The following is a 15,975-nucleotide window of genomic DNA, read 5'->3' as shown; positions in this document are numbered from 1 at the left end:
CTTTGGAAGAAGCAGCAGGCGCGGCTTGCCGCGCTAGAGGTTCGGCACCTCCGCCGGCGCGATCGCGGTCAGCCCGCCGAAGCGGCGCTCGCGGCGATGGAACGAGGCGAGCGCGTCAGCGAGATCGTCGGCATCGAATTCAGGCCACATCCGCTCGGTGAAGTGCAGCTCGGCATAGGCGCCTTCCCAGAGCAGGAAGTCCGACAGCCGCTTCTCGCCCGAGGTGCGGATGATCAGATCGACGTCGCGGAGCCCCGCTTCGCCGGTGATGAGATCGGCGAAGGTCTCGCGGCTGAGCTCACCTGTGCCGACCGCGCGCGCAGCGGCGTTCAGAATGGCGTCGCGCGCCGAATAGTCGATCGCGATGCGCAGATGCAGCGTGGTGCCGCCGGTGGTCTCGGCCTCGGCGCGCGTGATCGCGGCGGCGATGCCGTCGGGCAGCCGGTCGCGGCGGCCGATCACGGTGAGGCGGACGCCGTTGCGCACGAGGGCCGCGATCTCGTTGGCGAGATAGAATCGTAACAGCCCCATCAACGCCGTGACCTCGGCCTTCGGCCGCCGCCAATTGTCGCTCGAGAATGCGTAGAGCGTCAGCGTGCCGACGCCCTGGTCCGGCGCGGCCTCGACGATGCGGCGGATCGCCTCGACGCCGGCCTCATGTCCGCGCAGCCGCGACAGGCCGCGCCGCGTCGCCCAGCGGCCGTTGCCGTCCATGATGATACCGACGTGGAGCCTGGCGACGGCCACCGGCTCGAGCGCAACGTTACTTTGCATCACAAAGTCTCCGGACAAAAATGGGATGATCAAACCGGCTGGATGCCAAGGCGGCCAGACGCGCCTTCGTCCTTGCCGGCGGCTTTGGCCGCGTCGCGGACCAGCTGCTCGAGCACGGCGAGATAATCGAGGAAACGGCGGCGGCCGCTCTTGGTCAGACGGCAGGTGGTGTGCGGACGATTGCCTTCATAGCCCTTGATGACGTCGACGAGGCCGGCCTCCTGCAGCACCTGCAGATGCCGGCTGAGATTGCCGTCGGTCAGGCCACAGAGCTGCTTGAGATCGGCAAAGCCGAGCCCCTTCGGATGCGCCATCAGCGAGGTGAGGAGCCCAAGCCGCGCCTTCTCGTGGATGACCCGGTCGAGGCCGTCATAGGCGAATGGCGCGGTGGTCACGTCAGTCTTCGGCATCATTGCCTCCGGAAGCGAAATACAACAGTGCCGCGAGCAGCAACTGGCCGATCGCGAATGGCAGTCCCATGGTCCAGGGCGACAGCGCGTGGCTCTGGCTTGCGATCAGGAGCACCGTGAAGCCCGACAGGAAATACCAGGCGCCGCCGAGCGCGATCGTGCGCGGCAAGAGGCGGACCGAAGCGAACACAGCGAGGCTGACCAGCACCTGCCACAGGCCCGGCAGCATCCACAGCGTCTCCGGCGCGAATTTCCATTGCAGGATCGCGAGCAGCACGCCGGCGATAACGGCGGGAACGAACTGCTCGATCGCCTGCTGCACCATCGCGTCTGCGAGGCCCGAATGATGCCGTCGCGAGCGCGCCTGCATCTCGATCCAGATCAGCACGGCCGACAGCAACGCGGCCGCCGCCCAGCCCGCAAGGAATGCGATCGGATGACCGGTGGGATCGGCGAGCCAGAGATATTGGGCAAACGCCGTGACCAGCGCGATGCCGCTGGTGGCAGCAACCGTCGCCGGACCGTAGCCGCGGAATGCGGTTCCCGCCGCAATCTGGCTGCGGATCGCAAGAATATCGGCCAACGCCTTGTCGAGGTCGCGCATGTTTCGCCCGCACTTTGTACTGCAAAGTATACGGGATCACCAAGTAAACGCAAGCGGCATCGCGCCGCTCGCCCCGCAGGATGTTTAACGACCGGTTACTGCGCGGATTGCGGCGAAATCGTGCCGCCTCAGACCTTCACCAGACTCGTGAAGCCGCCATAGATCATGCGCTTGAGATCGAACGGCACGTTGCCTGTGCCCATCGATTCCAGACGCGGATCGGCCATCACCTTGGCGTTGATCCTGTCGCGCTGGGCGCGCGACTTGTAGGTGATCCAGGCGAACACGACGGTTTCGCCGGCCTTCAGCTTCACGCTCTGCGGAAACGAGGTCAGCTTGCCCGGCTTGACGTCGTCGGCGACCCATTCGCGATAATCCAGCGCGCCGTGTTCGCGCCAGACCTTGCCGGCCATCTTCGACAGCTTCGCATAGGCCTTGAGTTTCTTCTTCGGCACGGCGACGACGAAACCATCGACGTAAGGCATTGCGGCGATTCCCGTTGTTTGGTTTCCCCGTCGTTGCGGGCGACAGCGAAGCAATCCATCGTTCCAGACGCTGAGGAATGGATTGCTTCGTCGCCAGCGCTCCTCGCAATGACGATCAGGAGTGACAGCAGGATGCCTGAACCGGCGCCGGTTGGTATTGGTCACGTAGCCGCACCCAGTCCATCGGATAGGGCAAGCCCTCCTCATGGCGGCCGAGTGGCGTCAGGTCGAGATAGTGATAGGCCGCATTCATCATGTCGAGGCCGCGCGCGAAGGTCGAGTAGGTGTGGAACACGCTTCCGTTCTCGTCACGATAGAACACGCTGATGCCAGGCAGCTCGGGGCCATAGAGCGGTGTCGTTCCATAATTGTATTTCGCTTCCCCCGCGTCGATCTGCCCTTGCGTGAACGATACGCCATAATCGTAGTTGAAGTCGTTGGCGCCCGACGACAGCCAGTCGAAGGTCCAGCCCATCCGTTGCTTGAAAGCCTCGAGCTTTTCCAGCGGCGCCCGCGAGATCGCGACCATGGTGGTGTCGCGCGCGGCCAGATGCGGAACCATGCGCTCGAAGCCGTCGACCCAGAACGAGCAGCTCTTGCAGGCAGCGTCCCACTCCGGCGCGAACATCACATGCTGCACCACGAGTTGCGGCCTGCCCCGGAAGAGATCGCCGAGCGTCACCTTGCCGTTTGGCCCGTCGAACACATAGTCCTTGTCGACCTTGACCCAGGGCAACTCGCGGCGCTGCCGGCTCAGCGCTTCGCGAGCCTGGGTGAGCTCCTTTTCACCGGCCATCAGCGCCTTGCGCGCCGCGATCCAGTCTTCGCGCGAAACGATCTTGTGCTGTTGCATGGAATGCTCCTTGCAGGTCAGGCGTTGACGTACTGTTCCAGATTGCCGAGGAACTCGGTCCAGCCGCGCTGGTGATTGTCGCGCGCAGTCTCGTCGACGAACTGCGCGTGATGGAACGTCAGCAACGTGCCGCCGGCATCGGGCTTGATCGACACCGTCACTTCCGACTCGCGCTCCGGCGTCGAATGCCAGGCCCAGCTGAATACGAGCGTCTGGTTCGGCACCACCTCGCGATAGATGCCGCCGACCTCGTGATATTCGCCGTTCGAGCCGGTGAACTTGATCCGGTAGCGGCCCCCGACGCGGACATCGAGTTCGGCCTGCGTCGTACCGGGCTTGACCTGGCCCGGCCCGAACCACTGCACTAGGTTTTCCGGCTCGGTCCACGCGGCGTAGACTTTTTCCGGCTTGGCGCGGAGGCGCCGCGTGAGGGTGAGGCTTGGACGCGGGAGATTTGGACGCGGGAGATTTGGACGCGCGGTGAGGCCGGCGTCGGCGGCGACTGCGGATTTGTTGGCCATGGATCTTCCTCCACAAAGGCAGCAAGGCGGTCGAGATTGTCGGACCAGAATTGCGCGTAGCGATTGAGCCAGTTCATCGCCTGCTCCATCGGCCGCGCCGTGAGCCGGCACGCCACCGTGCGGCCGGTCTTTTCGCGCGCCACGAGACCCGCATCCGTCAGCACGTCGAGATGCTTCATGATCGCGGGCAACGACATCGCGAATGGCTGCGCCAGTTCGCTCACCGACAGGCCGTCCTGCTCGCCAAGCCGCGCCAGCAGCGCGCGACGGGTGGGGTCTGACAGCGCCGCAAAGGTGCGGTCCAGCGTCTCGTCCTGATACTTAACCATGTGGTTTAGTATAGGCGCAAACGGCGCGGCGTCAAGCGCGCCCGCTCACGATCGCGCGACGATGGACCGCCCTGCGCGGAGCTGGCTCTGAAGACTGCTAGTCGGGGTAGACGGTCCGGTGCCGACGATGATGGCGGCGCGGCGGCGGAGGCGGCGGCTCGCGAAACAGAAAGCGCGGATTTTCGCCGCAAGCAAGATAGCGGCCCGACACGCTGGCCTGGCACTGCTGGTAGGTGCGATAGGCGCACTCGCCGGGATAGCCGAGGCTCGGCCCCTGCGCGCACCACGGATAGTCATAAGGATCGGCGGACGCGCGCGTGACGCTCGCCGCTCCGGCAAGCGTCATCGTTCCCAAGACAAGCACTGCCAATCGCGATGTGCGCATGACCCAACCCGTTCCGACTCTCAAGATGCCACAGTCAATCAAGCGCGGCATATCGGGTTAGGTTCCTGAATGCCATCTTATTCGACCTCAAGGACACTCAATTTTTAGAAGCCGGATGCGAGACAAGTCTGCGCCTTGCGGCTGGACTTGTCCCGCTGGTGTTCAGCCCGGAGTCTATTCGACCTTGAGGCCGGCGAACTCGACCACCTTCTTCCACTTGTCGGTCTCGGCCTTGATGTCATTGCCGAACGCTTCCGGCGTCTGAATCAGCGAGTCGCCGCCGAGCTCGACCAGGCGCTTCCTCATGTCGGGCTCGGCGAGGATGGCGTTGATCTCGGTGTTGAGCTTGGCGATCAGCTCCTTCGGCATGTTCTTCGGCGCACCCATGCCGAACAGCGCGCTCGCCTCATAGCCCTTCACGGTGTCGGCGATCGCCGGCACGTCGGGCAATTGCGAGGAGCGCTCCGTGGTCGTCACGCCGAGCGCGCGCAGCGAGCCGGAGCGGATGTGCTGGATGATCGAGGGCATGTTGTCGAAGATCACCTGCACCTGGCCGCCGAGCATGTCGGTGATCGCAGGCGCAGCGCCGCGATACGGCACATGCTGCATCTTGCAGCCGGTCATCGACATGAACATCTCGCCGGACAGATGCACCGAGGTGCCGTTGCCGGAGGAGGCCATGTTCACCTTGCCGGGATTGGCCTTCACATAGTCGATGAACTCGGCGACGGTCTTGGCCGGGACGTCCTTGTTGACTGTCATCACGTTCGGTACGCGGTTGAAGGACGCAACCGGCGCGACGTCGCGCACGAAGTTGAACTTCAGATTGGCGTAGAGCGAGGCATTGATGTAGTTCGCCGGATTGACCAGCAGCACGGTGTAGCCGTCCGGCTCGGCATTGATCGCGGCCTCGGTGCCGATATTGTTGCCGGCGCCCGGCTTGTTCTCGATCACGAATTGCTGCCCGAGCTTCTCCGACAGCCGCTGCCCGATCAGGCGCGCGATGATGTCGGTGGCGCCGCCCGGCGGATAGCCCACGATCCAGCGCACCGGCCGCGCCGGATAGTCGGCTGCGGACGCGCGGCCGATCGCGAATGTCGAAATCCCCGACCCGATCAGGCCTAGCGCGGTGCGGCGTGAAATCATGAAGTCTCTCCCCGATCCAGCAGGGTTTGGCGCCCTGCCCGTTTCTGTTGCGTTGCGTGCGGCGCGGTTTTAACAAACAATGTCTGAAGCGGCCAGTGCGACACGTGCGCCACCGACCGCGACGAAAGGCTAAGCTGCAATCTTGTTATGACGCGTTTTCTTCACGCGAACCGGTGTCCACCTCGCTCGAAAACGCTCTGGACCGAAGAGGATCGATCATGTCCGTCAAGGTGAATGGGCTCGACCATCTCGTGATCAACGTCACCGATGTCGTGCGCTCGGTTGCCTGGTACAGCAGGATCCTCGGCATGGAGGTGAAGGTGTTCGACCCCGGCAAGGGCAAGACACCGCGCACCTCGCTGGTATTCGGCAATCAGAAGATCAACGTGCGGCCGTACGATGCCGACAAGGTGGACTGGTTCACCGCCGATCATGAAGCCGCCGGCAGCGACGATCTCTGCTTTCTCACCTCGAGCACCCCTGAGGAAGTGGTCGCGCATCTGAAGGCCAATGGCGTCAGGATCGAGGAAGGCCCGGTGGCCAAGCAGGGCGCGCGCGGCACGCTGCGCTCGGTCTATTGCCGCGACCCCGACGGCAGCCTGATCGAGATCTCGTCGTATGAGCGGGATGTAACGTAACTCTCGTTCGTCATTGCGAACGCGCAGCGCGCCCGATGAGCGAAGCAATCGATGCCTTCCGCGCGGCGGAACGGATTGCGTAGGCCGCGTCAAATCCCGATTTGCTCTCGGCGCACACCGATGGCAGAACTGCTCCCAACCAAGACCAATGGCGGCCGGCAAGGCTGCGCGGGAGGACATATGAGCAATTCAAAGCCGGTGCCGGGCATCGTCGGACCGTTTGCGGGACTCGACGTGCCGTGGCTGCTCAAAATGCGCGCCGAGGTACGCCGCGATCATCCATTCCTGATCTGGGCGCCGTTCGACGCACCGGCGCGGCGCTGGAGCTACGGCGAATTCCACGAAAGCGTCGGCGCGCTGGCCGCGGGCCTCGTCAAACGCGGCATCAGGCAAGGCGATTATGTGCTGATCCACCTCGATAACTGCATCGAGGCGATCATGTCGTGGTTCGCCTGCGTCGAGCTCGGCGCCGTCGCGGTCACCACCAACACCCGCTCGGCGGCAGCCGAGATCGAATATTTCGCCGGCCATTGCGGCGCGGTTGCCGCGATCACCCAGCCGGCCTATGCCGAATTGATATCAGCCAATTGCAAGGGGCTGCGCTGGATCGCGGTGACCTCGCATGATGCGGGGCAGGCACCGGCCCAGGCGCCCGCGTTTGGCGACAGCTTTGAGGCCTTGTTTGCCGACAGCGCCGACCGGCCGCGCCGCCCGACCGATCCGCTCGCGCCCTGCAGCGTGCAGTACACGTCCGGCACCACGTCGCGGCCGAAGGCGGTGTTGTGGACGCATGCAAACGCGCTGTGGGGCGCCAAGATCAACGCCGCGCATCAGGACCTGCACGCCTTTGACGTGCACCAGACCTATCTGCCGCTGTTCCACACCAACGCGCTGGCCTATTCGATGCTGGCGAGCCTGTGGGTCGGAGCGACCTGCGTGATCCAGCCGCGCTTCTCGGCGAGCCGCTTCTGGCCGGTGGCACTCGAGCACGGCTCGACCTGGACCTCGACGATCCCGTTCTGCATGAAGGCGCTGCTCGAGCACGAGGTGCCGAAGCACCACAAGTTCCGGCTCTGGGGCACCGCCGTGAACGATCCGCCGCCATTCGCGGTGTTCGGCATCAAGATCATCGGCTGGTGGGGCATGACCGAGACCATCACCCACGGCATCATCGGCGAGGTCGATCAGCCGAACACGCCGATGTCGATCGGCCGCGCCGCGCCGGAATACGAAATCCGCATTACCAATGATGACGGCACGGCGACCGGCGTCGGCGAGACCGGCAATCTGCTGATCAAGGGCATTCCCCGCCTGTCGCTGTTCGCCGAATATCTGCACAACGAGACGGCCACGCGCGAGAGTTTTGACGAGCACGGCTATTTCATCACCGGCGACCGCGTCACGATGCTGGAGCACGGCTATATCAAGTTCGGCGATCGCTCCAAGGACATGCTGAAGGTCGGCGGCGAGAATGTCGCGGCCTCCGAGATCGAGCAGGTGATCGCGGTGGTACCGGGCGTCCGCGAGGCCGCCGTGGTGGCGAAGAAGCATCCGATGCTGGACGAGGTGCCGGTCGTCTTCATCATCCCGCAGGCCGGCGTCGCGTCCTTGCCGGCCGATCTGCACGACAAGGTCATGACCGCGTGCCGCGCCGCGCTCGCCGACTTCAAGGTGCCCCGCGAGATCCGCTTCGTCGACGAGATGCCGCGCTCGACGCTGGAGAAGGTCGCGAAGGCAGAGCTGCGGAAGATGCTGGAGTGACGTTTCTCCGTCATTGCGAGCCACCCGGTCGGCACGAAGCGCCGCCGGATGACAGGCTCAGCGAAGCAATCCATTCGCTCCGCATATGCCGAAGCATGGATTGCTTCGTCGCTCCGCTCCTCGCAATGACGGATAGATATCAACTCACCTCGAACCGGATCGGCAGCTTCTTCGGGCCGTTGACGAAATAGGCCTGCGTCATCTTCACCTCGCCGTCGAGCGAGAGCGATTTCAAATGCGGCAGCAGTTCCTCGAACAGGATGCGCATCTCGAGCTTCGCCAGATACTGGCCAAGGCAGAGATGGGCGCCATAGCCGAACGCGACGTGGCGGTTGGGCTTGCGGTCGCTGCGGAAGCGATCGGGTTCCTCGAACACCTCCTCGTCGCGGTTGCCCGAGGCGTAGCACAGCATCAGCCAGTCGCCCTTGGCGATCTTGCGGCCGCCGAGCTCGGTATCCGCAGTGGCCGAGCGCATGAAATGCTTGACCGGCGTCATCCATCGGATCGACTCGTCGACCAGGCCCGGGATCAATTCCGGATTGGCCTTCACCTTGGCGAATTCCGCGGGGTCCCTCGCCAGCGCCCAGATCGCACCCGCGGTCGAGGATGAGGTGGTGTCGTGGCCCGCGGTCGCGACGATCATGTAATAGCTGGTCTGATCATGCTCCGGCATGTAGTCGCCGCCGATCTTCGCATTGGCAATGACGGTGGCGAGATCGTCGCGCGGATTCTGCCGGCGCTCCTCGGTGATCTTGCGGAAATAGGCGGAGAAGTCGGCGATGATCGCCTGCAACATCACGGAGACCTGCTCCGCGCTCAGCGCGTCGCGGACGCGCGCGGTGTCGGGGTCCTGCGGGCCGAACAATTCCTGCGTCAGCTTGAGCATGCGCGGCTCGTCCGCCTCGGGCACGCCGAGGATTTCCATGATGACGTGCAGGGGATAGCCGAGCGCGACGTCCTCGACGAAATCGCAGGCGCCGCCGCGATCGAGCATGCGCTGCACCGTGGCGCGCGCGATCTCGCGGACGCGGGCTTCGAACTTGCCGAGATTATTCGGCATGAACCAGCCCTGGGTCAGCGCGCGGTATTTCGGATGGTCGGGTGCGTCCATCTGCACCAGCGAGCGCACCAGATTGGGGGTGCCGGTGATCTTGCGGACGCGCTCCTCGAGCGCCTGCGTCGTCAGCGTGGTCGGCCGGTCGGCATTGTGGAACAGGTCGTTCTGCCGGCTGATCGCCTGGATGTGCGCGTGCTTGGTCACCACCCAGAACGGATCGAACTTCTCGGTCCGCGCGATCCCGAGCGGATTGTTGGCGCGCAGCCAGCGATAGCTGTCGTGGATGCGGTCGTCGGCATAGGCGACGGGATCGACGAGGGTTGCCGCGATGTCGGCGGGGATGTCGAGATCCCCGGTCGTTGCCGTGTTCATGATCGTCCTCACCTGTCCCGTCATCGGTCATGCCGATGATCGCCGGAATCTAGGCGGGGTCAAGGACGCGGACTTGCGTTGATTGGCTAAAGGCGTCGTCACAAACGACATGGCGCGGCGTGACGGCAATGACGGCAAATGCCGCGAGGCCTCAATAATGCCCGAACGCCACCGGGCGGAACGCCTGCAGCAATTGCTGGTCGAGCTTGCCACCCATCTCCTCCATCATGGAGAACGCCTTGGCGTGGGTGAACTGCAGCCGGTAGGCGCGCTTCTCGACGAGGGCGGCATAGACATCGACGATCGTCGTGACGCGGACGATGTCGCTGATCTGGTTGCCGCTGAGGCCGTTCGGATAGCCGGTGCCGTCGAGGAATTCGTGATGGTGCAGAATGACGTCGAGCATTTCCGGCGGGAAGCCGCCCTGCGCCGACAGCGCCTCGTAGCCGCGGCGCGGATGCTCGCGCATCTCGGCCATCTCCTCGACCGTCAGCGCGCCGGGCTTGTCGAGCAGCGCGACCGGAACGAACGCCTTGCCGACATCATGCAGCAGCGCGGCGCGGGCGAGCCGGCGCTGATCGTCGTCGCGCATGCCGAGATGCTGCGCGAACGCGACCGCAAAGCCGGTTACGAACAAGCAGTGGCGATAGGTCTCCTGGTGATGGCAGCCGACCGTGGTCAGCCACTCACGCAGCGAATTGTGCTTGATCGCCTTCAGGATCTTGTTTTCAGCGGCGACGATGTCCTCGAACTTCAGCGGCTCGCCGGCGCGCATCCGCTCGAACATCTTGACCATCACGCCGTGCGCGGCTTCGACGCCGCGGTTGAGCGCCTTGCCGCGGTCGGTCTCGTCGTAGCCGCTGTTGTCGGGAAACGCGGCACGGATGCGCTGCAGGAGGCCGCGCGCATCGAACGGCCGCGAGATCGTGTCGGTGGCGCCGAGCGCCCAGGCCTGCATCGAGGCGTGGTGCAGCGCGTCCGCCAGCACGAACAGCCGCGGCATCTCGCGATAGGCATCGGCCTGCAGCTTGGCGCGAACCAGCTGCACGGCCTCGGGCGAGCGCAGATTGATGTCGACGACGATACCGGAGAGATCGTGGGCCGGCTGCTCGGGAATATCCGACGTCAGAACGGTATCGACCTCGCCGACCGAGCGCAGGATGCTGGCGAGTTCGTTGCTTTGATCGCTTCGATCTGACGCCAGAAGGAGACGGCGCTTCGAAGTCTGGTTATTGGCTAAGGCAGTCATGACATCCCCGTCGCGGTAACGACCGACGCTGGGACGCTACCTGACGATGCGTTCCCTCCAACTTAATGGGGATGCTGAACGGCGGCTGAGCGCAATGGATACAATTTGAACGATCGTCAAATCCGCCAGCAAAATCAGGTTCGCCGAAATTGAACGTCGCCGGACGCATCGTCGGCCAATCATGAATTTTTGGAACGTCGAAGATACTTGATGCTTCCGTTCGTCGGACGCATCGAGCAAGCGAAAACGCCGGAGAGCTTGTCGCTCTCCGGCGTCTTCATCGTTCGGGTCGTTCAGGGCCCTTATCTTACGCTTTCATTGCCGCCTTCACCGCTTCCGCGGTGATCGGCAGGCCGCGGACGCGGGCGCCGACCGCATTGAAGACGGCATTGCCGATCGCCGGCGCCACCACCGTCACTGCGGGCTCGCCGACGCCGGTCGCCTTCTCGCCATTGGCGATGACGTTGACCGCAACTTCCGGCAGCTGGCTCATCCGAAGTGGCGTGTAGCTGTCGAAGTTGGTCTGCTCGATGCCGCCGTCCTTCAACGTCGCCTTCTCGAACAGCGCCAGGGACATGCCCCACAGCGCCGCGCCCTCGACCTGGGCGCGGATGCCATCGGGATTGACCTGCGTACCAACGTCGGTCGCAACCGTCAGCTTCTTCACCGTCACTTCGCCCGACGGGGCGACCGCGACATGGGCGACGCAGGCGGTCCAGCTCGCCGTGGCGCGCTCCTGCGACGACACGCAGGCCACGCCCATGCCTTCGCCCTTGGGCAGCTGCTTGGTGCCGTAGCCGGCGAGACCCATCGCAGCGAGCAAGGTGTTGCGGAGACGCTGCGCGCCGCCGTCATTCTTGCCCTTGCCGTCGAGCAGCGAGATGCGCAGCTGCGCCGGGTCCTTGCCGGTCGCATGCGCGATCTCGTCGATCATGCTTTCGACCGCCCAGAACGTCCATCCCGGCGCCACCGAACGGAGCTGACCCGACGGGGTGGCGTTGTGCGCCATCTCGTTCTTGATCGCCCGCACATAGTGATTGGGCACGGTGTAGAAGAAGTCCGCGCCGTTCACGGTGAAGGAATCGAGCGGGCCTTTCTTGTCGACCGACGGCGTGAGGAAATCAGGGATCCCCCAGCGCGCGGTCGGCCAGGCCGAGACCACGTCATGGCTCAACGCGACGATCTTGCCGTCGCCGTCCATGCCGGCCTTTACTTTCTGGTAGGTCAGCGGACGCGAGAAATCCATCGTCATGTCGTTTTCGCGCGTGTAGATGACCTTGACCGGCTTGCCTGTGGCTTTCGCCGCCTGCACCGCGGGCACCATCATGTCGGCGTCGAGACGCCGGCCGAAGCCGCCGCCCAGCCACATCTGGTGCATCACCACGAACTTCGGATCGATCCCGGCGGCGCCGGCCGCAATCGCGCCGGAGCGCGTCGCAAACTGGTTGCCGGAATAGATGTGCAGGATGTCGCCCTTGAACTCCGCGGTGGCGTTCATCGGCTCCATCGGCGCGTGGATGTTGATGTTGGTGGTGTACTCTGCCTCCAGCACCTTGGCCGCCGAGCCGAACGCCGCATTCGGATCGCCGTCCTTGACGAAGAACTGGCCGGAATCGCTCAGTCCCTGAAGCCGCTTGGCTTCGGTGAGCAGCGATTCGCTCGACAGTTTGGCGTTCGGGCCGCCGTCATAGGCGATCTTCAGCGCCGCCGCCGCCTTCTTGGCGTTGGCGTAGGTGTTGGCGACCGCGACGACCCAACCGGTCGTGGTGGTGGTCTTGTCGTCCAGGGTGACGGCCTTGATGAAGCCCGGCACCTTCTTGGCCGCGGAGTCGTCGACCGACTTCACGGTTGCGCCGTAGCGCACCGGCGGGGTGACCAGCGCGCCGTAGACCATGCCCGGCAGCATCACGTCGATGCCGTATTTGGCCGTGCCGTTGACCTTCAACGGGATGTCGAGCTGCGGCACCGAGACGCCGATCATGGTGTACTGGTCGGCCGTCTTCAGCTTGATCGCCTTCAGATCGTCAGCCGTGAACGTCTTGGTCGCCTTGCCGCTCTTCACCACTTCGGCGAACGACATCGACTTCTTCGACTTCGGATGGCTGATCGTGGATGCGCGCACCACCAGCTCGCTGGCCGGCACGCCCATGGAGGCCGCCGCCGCCTCGCTCAGCGCGATACGGCCGGCCGCGCCGGCGCGGCTCATGGCGTCGAAGTTCATCATCGTCGACCAGCTGCCGCCGGTGATCTGCGCGCCCAGCACGGGATCGTTGAACTTCGGATCGTTGGAGGCGAGCTGGACCCGCATGTCCTTCCAGTTCGCGCCGAGCTCTTCGGCCACGATCTGCGCCATGGTCGAGGCGACGTGCTGGCCCATGTCGGCCTTGCCGCAGGTCACGGTGACGAGACCATCAGGCGCGATCGAATACCAGACGCTCGGCTCGAAATTGGCGGGCGCGGGCGCTGCGAGCGCCTGATCGATGCCCGACGCGGCGTAGCCGAGCACGAGACCGGTTGCAGCGGTGCCGACCAGGAAGGAGCGGCGGCTGAGGTCGCTCGTCTCGGGAGCGAGATTCTTCACGTGCTTGTTCATGTGGCCCTCCGCTCGGATCCGGTGGCCGATGCGGTGCGCATGTCGGACGCAGCACGCATGATCGCCTTCTGAATTCGTGAATAGGTCATGCAGCGGCAGAGATTGCCGTCCATATGCGCGACCACTTCTTCCTTCGTCGGGTTGGTGTTCTTCGACAGCAGCGCGGCTGCCTGCATGATCTGGCCGGACTGGCAGTAGCCGCATTGCGGCACCTGCTCGGCGACCCAGGCCTTCTGCAGGGGATGATCGCCCTTGGCGGAGAGGCCTTCGATGGTGGTGATCTTCTTGCCGACGGCGTCGGCGACGGAGGTCTGGCAGGACCGCACCGCTTCGCCGTTGAGGTGAACCGTGCAGGCGCCACAGAGACCGGCGCCGCAACCGAATTTGGTGCCCGTCATCTGCAATTGCTCGCGGATGACCCAAAGCAGCGGCGTATCACTGGCCGCCTCGACGGACATATTCCGTCCGTTGATATTGAGATTTGGCATCTCTCTCCCCTTCCGGTGTCGGAAGCCGCTTACGGCGGCAACTCACTTTTGGGTCATGGCTGCCGCCCACCGGGTAAGCGAACAGTTGCCGAAACAATGATCCGGTTCCCGGCTGGTGGCAATCCAATTTGGAATTGCTCGAAAAGAATAAATTTCGGAAACTGCTTGTTGTGCGATGCGGCAACGGCATGAAGCTTTTGAAATGCCAGTACTGATGCCGTATCGATCACTCCTACCAAGGTCGGTAGCGCTGCCGGACCTGACATCGACAACAGAAGGAGCCCGTCAATGGCCAAGCTCAACCGCAGCGGCGTCGATATCTACTATGAGATCCACGGCAGCGGCCCGCCTCTGATTCTCACCCACGGCTATTCGTCGACCTCGGCGATGTGGCAGGGCCAAATCGAGGCGCTGTCGAAGCAACACAAGCTCATTCTCTGGGACATGCGCGGGCACGGCCAGTCCGACTATCCCGACGATCCGGATGCCTACAGCGAAGCCCTGACGGTCGGCGACATCGCCGCCCTGCTCGACGCCGCCGGCGCCGACAAGGCGATCGTCGGCGGCCTGTCGCTCGGCGGCTACATGTCGCTTGCCTTCCATCGCGCCCATCCGGAGCGGGTGCGCGCGCTCTTGATCATCGACACCGGTCCGGGATTCAAGAAGGACGACGCCCGCGAGATCTGGAACCAGCGCGCCCGCGACACCGGCGATCGCTTCGATCGCGAAGGGCTCGAGGTGCTGAAGTCGCTCAGCGCCGAGCGCGCGTCGGTCACCCATCGCAACGCCAAGGGGCTGGCCCTCGCCGCGCGCGGCATGCTGGCGCAGCGCGACGCACGGGTGATCGAGTCGCTGCCCGCGATCAATGTGCCAGCATTGGTTGTGGTCGGAGCCGACGACACGCCGTTCCTGGCGGCGTCCGACTACATGGCGGCGAAGATTCCCGGCGCACAAAAGGCGGTGATCCCGCACGCCGGCCATGCCGTCAACATCGACCAGCCGCAGGCCTTCATCGCCGCCGTGCTGCCGTTCCTGGACGGCCTCGAGGCGGGCAAGGCGCAATAGAGGATCAAGCCATGAAGACGATCGCCGCCGCCTTGTTGCTGACCGTGGCCGCGACGGAAGCGAGCGCCGAAAGGCTGCCGCCGTTCGGCGGACCTCCATCGGCTTTTCCCGCGACGCTGTCGAACACCACGCCGCTGGTGTTCGGCATGGGCGTCGTGGATGCGCAACGCGCGCTCGGCACGCCCTTCACCTATGTCAGCGGACGGCCCGGCAACGAGATCTTCCTGACCTTCCGCGACCTCGGCGGCAGCGGGCTATTCCCGCACCACGATCGTCTCTTCCTGCAATTCCGCAGGCATCGGCTGACCGGCTGGAAGGCCGACTGGGGCGAGAACTGGATGTGGCGCTAGAGCATGATCCGGAAAAGTGCAAAGCGGTTTTCCCTCGCGACGAACGCGCAGCGTTGGCGCGGAGATCATGCTCAAACAACAGGCTTCCTCGCCAAGACCTTCATGCAACCCCCAACATGACAAGGATGGACCATGGGACAAGACATCAAGCTCAAGGCTTCGGACGGATTTGAACTCGACGCCTATCGTGCGGATCCTGCCGGCGCGACGATGGGCGCTGTCGTCGTGATCCAGGAGATCTTCGGCGTCAATCACCACATCCGCTCGGTGTGCGACCGGCTGGCGAAGGAAGGCTATGTCGCGGTTGCGCCCTCGATCTTCGACCGCATCACGCCGAACTTCCAGAGCGGCTACTCGCCCGATGAAGTCGCCGAGGCACGCAAGTTCGTCGCCAATCCGGACTTTGCCGCGATGCTGCGTGACAGCCAGGCCGCGATCGACGCGGTGAAATCGGTCGGGCCGGTCGGCATCATCGGTTTCTGCCTCGGCGGCAGCATCGCCTATGCCGCCGCCACCAAGCTCTCCGGGCTCTCCGCCGCGATCGGCTATTACGGCGGCGCCATCATCCGCTTCGCCGACGACAAGCCGGCGGTGCCGACGCAACTGCATTTCGGCGAGAAGGATGCCGGCATTCCCCTGAGCGATGTCGAGACCATCAAGTCGAAGCGGCCCGAGGTCGAGGTCTTCATCTATCCCGGCGCACAGCACGGCTTCCATTGCGACGAGCGGGCAAGCTACGACAAGGCGAGCGCCGAGATCGCCTGGCCGCGCAGCATGGAATTTTTCGCGAAGCATTTGAAGAGGTAGCGCCGACATTGCCGGGCTTGACCCGGCAATCTACCGCCTTCGGAAGAGTCTTGTCGGATGGATGCGCGGGTCAAGCCCGCGCATGACG

At 64.3% G+C, this 15,975-nt stretch carries 18 protein-coding genes; 5 read left to right on the top strand and 13 right to left on the bottom strand.

Going from position 1 to position 15,975, the window contains the following annotated elements; genetic code table 11:
• Positions 1 to 33: 33 nt before the first annotated feature.
• From BI327_RS24570 to BI327_RS24530, 9 genes are all read right to left on the bottom strand, one after another.
• Complete coding sequence (locus BI327_RS24570) at positions 34 to 774, bottom strand: di-trans,poly-cis-decaprenylcistransferase (RefSeq protein WP_076863764.1); 741 nt, start codon at positions 772 to 774, stop codon at positions 34 to 36.
• Positions 775 to 803: 29 nt separating this feature from the next.
• A complete protein-coding gene (locus BI327_RS24565; protein WP_076863763.1) occupies positions 804 to 1,184 on the bottom strand; it encodes a transcriptional regulator in 381 nt (126 codons plus the stop codon).
• A complete protein-coding gene (locus tag BI327_RS24560; RefSeq protein ID WP_076863761.1) occupies positions 1,171 to 1,788 on the bottom strand; it encodes a hypothetical protein in 618 nt (205 codons plus the stop codon). Before BI327_RS24560 ends, BI327_RS24565 begins: the two co-directional genes overlap by 14 nt.
• A gap of 128 nt (positions 1,789 to 1,916) precedes the next feature.
• Positions 1,917 to 2,273 carry a DUF1428 domain-containing protein gene (locus BI327_RS24555; protein ID WP_076863760.1) on the bottom strand — a complete coding sequence of 119 codons (357 nt, stop codon included), beginning with the start codon at positions 2,271 to 2,273 and terminating at the stop codon, positions 1,917 to 1,919.
• A 115-nt stretch (positions 2,274 to 2,388) separates the two neighbouring features.
• Positions 2,389 to 3,126: a DUF899 domain-containing protein gene (locus tag BI327_RS24550; RefSeq protein WP_076863758.1), complete on the bottom strand. Its 738-nt coding sequence runs from the start codon at positions 3,124 to 3,126 to the stop codon at positions 2,389 to 2,391.
• A gap of 17 nt (positions 3,127 to 3,143) precedes the next feature.
• Positions 3,144 to 3,491, bottom strand: a complete 348-nt coding sequence (locus tag BI327_RS24545; RefSeq protein ID WP_089025573.1) for an SRPBCC family protein — start codon at positions 3,489 to 3,491, stop codon at positions 3,144 to 3,146.
• Positions 3,491 to 3,976: an ArsR/SmtB family transcription factor gene (locus BI327_RS24540; protein ID WP_076863754.1), complete on the bottom strand. Its 486-nt coding sequence runs from the start codon at positions 3,974 to 3,976 to the stop codon at positions 3,491 to 3,493. Before BI327_RS24540 ends, BI327_RS24545 begins: the two co-directional genes overlap by 1 nt.
• 97 nt (positions 3,977 to 4,073) lie before the next feature.
• Complete coding sequence (locus BI327_RS24535; protein WP_076863752.1) at positions 4,074 to 4,361, bottom strand: DUF3551 domain-containing protein; 288 nt, start codon at positions 4,359 to 4,361, stop codon at positions 4,074 to 4,076.
• A gap of 174 nt (positions 4,362 to 4,535) precedes the next feature.
• Positions 4,536 to 5,507, bottom strand: coding sequence for a Bug family tripartite tricarboxylate transporter substrate binding protein (locus BI327_RS24530; protein WP_076863750.1), 972 nt, complete (start codon positions 5,505 to 5,507; stop codon positions 4,536 to 4,538).
• A 218-nt stretch (positions 5,508 to 5,725) separates the two neighbouring features.
• Between BI327_RS24530 and BI327_RS24525 the strand changes: the two genes are divergently transcribed.
• A complete protein-coding gene (locus BI327_RS24525; RefSeq protein ID WP_076863749.1) occupies positions 5,726 to 6,145 on the top strand; it encodes a VOC family protein in 420 nt (139 codons plus the stop codon).
• Positions 6,146 to 6,325: 180 nt separating this feature from the next.
• Positions 6,326 to 7,906, top strand: coding sequence for an AMP-binding protein (locus BI327_RS24520; RefSeq protein ID WP_076863747.1), 1,581 nt, complete (start codon positions 6,326 to 6,328; stop codon positions 7,904 to 7,906).
• A gap of 139 nt (positions 7,907 to 8,045) precedes the next feature.
• Here BI327_RS24520 and BI327_RS24515 read toward each other — a convergent pair whose 3' ends face one another.
• The 4 genes from BI327_RS24515 to BI327_RS24500 all read right to left on the bottom strand — a co-directional run bounded on the left by BI327_RS24515 (position 8,046) and on the right by BI327_RS24500 (position 13,665).
• Positions 8,046 to 9,335, bottom strand: a complete 1,290-nt coding sequence (locus BI327_RS24515) for a cytochrome P450 (protein ID WP_076864270.1) — start codon at positions 9,333 to 9,335, stop codon at positions 8,046 to 8,048.
• A gap of 151 nt (positions 9,336 to 9,486) precedes the next feature.
• Entirely contained in the window at positions 9,487 to 10,584 is a 1,098-nt protein-coding gene (locus tag BI327_RS24510; protein ID WP_076863745.1) for an HD-GYP domain-containing protein, read from the bottom strand.
• A gap of 307 nt (positions 10,585 to 10,891) precedes the next feature.
• On the bottom strand, positions 10,892 to 13,177 hold the full coding sequence (locus tag BI327_RS24505; RefSeq protein ID WP_076863743.1) for a xanthine dehydrogenase family protein molybdopterin-binding subunit: 2,286 nt from the start codon (positions 13,175 to 13,177) through the stop codon (positions 10,892 to 10,894).
• Positions 13,174 to 13,665, bottom strand: a complete 492-nt coding sequence (locus BI327_RS24500; protein WP_076863742.1) for a (2Fe-2S)-binding protein — start codon at positions 13,663 to 13,665, stop codon at positions 13,174 to 13,176. The genes BI327_RS24505 and BI327_RS24500 overlap by 4 nt, the downstream gene beginning before the upstream one ends.
• A gap of 288 nt (positions 13,666 to 13,953) precedes the next feature.
• Between BI327_RS24500 and BI327_RS24495 the strand changes: the two genes are divergently transcribed.
• The 3 genes from BI327_RS24495 to BI327_RS24485 all read left to right on the top strand — a co-directional run bounded on the left by BI327_RS24495 (position 13,954) and on the right by BI327_RS24485 (position 15,887).
• Positions 13,954 to 14,730, top strand: coding sequence for an alpha/beta fold hydrolase (locus tag BI327_RS24495; RefSeq protein ID WP_076863740.1), 777 nt, complete (start codon positions 13,954 to 13,956; stop codon positions 14,728 to 14,730).
• A gap of 11 nt (positions 14,731 to 14,741) precedes the next feature.
• Positions 14,742 to 15,080 (top strand): hypothetical protein, encoded by a 339-nt coding sequence (locus BI327_RS24490; RefSeq protein ID WP_076863738.1) that lies wholly within the window; start codon positions 14,742 to 14,744, stop codon positions 15,078 to 15,080.
• Positions 15,081 to 15,212: 132 nt separating this feature from the next.
• Positions 15,213 to 15,887: a dienelactone hydrolase family protein gene (locus BI327_RS24485; RefSeq protein ID WP_076863736.1), complete on the top strand. Its 675-nt coding sequence runs from the start codon at positions 15,213 to 15,215 to the stop codon at positions 15,885 to 15,887.
• The last annotated feature ends 88 nt before the right edge of the window (positions 15,888 to 15,975 follow it).

The sequence above is a fragment of the Bradyrhizobium mercantei genome (genome assembly GCF_001982635.1).
Taxonomy (GTDB): domain Bacteria; phylum Pseudomonadota; class Alphaproteobacteria; order Rhizobiales; family Xanthobacteraceae; genus Bradyrhizobium; species Bradyrhizobium mercantei.
Note: the sequence above shows the minus strand (reverse complement) of the source record. Positions and strands in the feature narration are given on the sequence as shown.

What these genes read in the sequence shown, in the direction of transcription:
- BI327_RS24510 (WP_076863745.1), bottom strand. Translation starts at nt 10,584, where the DNA reads ATGACTGCCTTAGCCAATAACCAGACTTCGAAGCGCCGTCTCCTTCTG.
- BI327_RS24525 (WP_076863749.1), top strand. Translation starts at nt 5,726, where the DNA reads ATGTCCGTCAAGGTGAATGGGCTCGACCATCTCGTGATCAACGTCACC.
- BI327_RS24550 (WP_076863758.1), bottom strand. Translation starts at nt 3,126, where the DNA reads ATGCAACAGCACAAGATCGTTTCGCGCGAAGACTGGATCGCGGCGCGC.
- BI327_RS24495 (WP_076863740.1), top strand. Translation starts at nt 13,954, where the DNA reads ATGGCCAAGCTCAACCGCAGCGGCGTCGATATCTACTATGAGATCCAC.
- BI327_RS24565 (WP_076863763.1), bottom strand. Translation starts at nt 1,184, where the DNA reads ATGCCGAAGACTGACGTGACCACCGCGCCATTCGCCTATGACGGCCTC.
- BI327_RS24505 (WP_076863743.1), bottom strand. Translation starts at nt 13,177, where the DNA reads ATGAACAAGCACGTGAAGAATCTCGCTCCCGAGACGAGCGACCTCAGC.
- BI327_RS24500 (WP_076863742.1), bottom strand. Translation starts at nt 13,665, where the DNA reads ATGCCAAATCTCAATATCAACGGACGGAATATGTCCGTCGAGGCGGCC.
- BI327_RS24535 (WP_076863752.1), bottom strand. Translation starts at nt 4,361, where the DNA reads ATGCGCACATCGCGATTGGCAGTGCTTGTCTTGGGAACGATGACGCTT.
- BI327_RS24560 (WP_076863761.1), bottom strand. Translation starts at nt 1,788, where the DNA reads ATGCGCGACCTCGACAAGGCGTTGGCCGATATTCTTGCGATCCGCAGC.
- BI327_RS24570 (WP_076863764.1), bottom strand. Translation starts at nt 774, where the DNA reads ATGCAAAGTAACGTTGCGCTCGAGCCGGTGGCCGTCGCCAGGCTCCAC.
- BI327_RS24520 (WP_076863747.1), top strand. Translation starts at nt 6,326, where the DNA reads ATGAGCAATTCAAAGCCGGTGCCGGGCATCGTCGGACCGTTTGCGGGA.
- BI327_RS24540 (WP_076863754.1), bottom strand. Translation starts at nt 3,976, where the DNA reads ATGGTTAAGTATCAGGACGAGACGCTGGACCGCACCTTTGCGGCGCTG.
- BI327_RS24490 (WP_076863738.1), top strand. Translation starts at nt 14,742, where the DNA reads ATGAAGACGATCGCCGCCGCCTTGTTGCTGACCGTGGCCGCGACGGAA.
- BI327_RS24515 (WP_076864270.1), bottom strand. Translation starts at nt 9,335, where the DNA reads ATGAACACGGCAACGACCGGGGATCTCGACATCCCCGCCGACATCGCG.
- BI327_RS24530 (WP_076863750.1), bottom strand. Translation starts at nt 5,507, where the DNA reads ATGATTTCACGCCGCACCGCGCTAGGCCTGATCGGGTCGGGGATTTCG.
- BI327_RS24555 (WP_076863760.1), bottom strand. Translation starts at nt 2,273, where the DNA reads ATGCCTTACGTCGATGGTTTCGTCGTCGCCGTGCCGAAGAAGAAACTC.
- BI327_RS24485 (WP_076863736.1), top strand. Translation starts at nt 15,213, where the DNA reads ATGGGACAAGACATCAAGCTCAAGGCTTCGGACGGATTTGAACTCGAC.